The organism is Aquiflexum gelatinilyticum, from assembly GCF_024741135.1.
GTDB lineage: Bacteria > Bacteroidota > Bacteroidia > Cytophagales > Cyclobacteriaceae > Cognataquiflexum > Cognataquiflexum gelatinilyticum.
This window is the reverse complement of record NZ_JANSUY010000051.1, coordinates 1-239: the sequence shown is the minus strand read 5'-3', so window position 1 is coordinate 239 and position 239 is coordinate 1. Positions and strand designations below refer to the sequence as shown.

The window sequence follows — 239 nt, the reverse complement described above, 5'->3', positions numbered from 1 at the left end:
CGTAGGCGCTGTTAATGTATCCGCTTCTGAATCGGTAACTGCAACCCAAAGCCCTGCTCTTTCCATCACCAAAACAGCAACTGAGAATACCTTCGCTGCTGTCGGGGATGAATTGAATTACACCGTTGTGGTGACCAACACGGGTAACGTGACTTTGAGCAATGTTGCCGTAAGCGATCCTTTGACAGGTTTGAATACAACAATCGCTTCTTTGGCGCCTTTGGCCTCTGAGTCAATAA

General features: G+C 47.7%; 1 protein-coding gene. It reads left to right on the top strand.

Features of this window, described 5'->3' with window-relative positions; translation table 11 throughout:
• The coding region (locus NU887_RS21115) for a DUF7507 domain-containing protein (RefSeq protein WP_258425359.1) at positions 1 to 239 on the top strand (239 nt) is incomplete at both ends.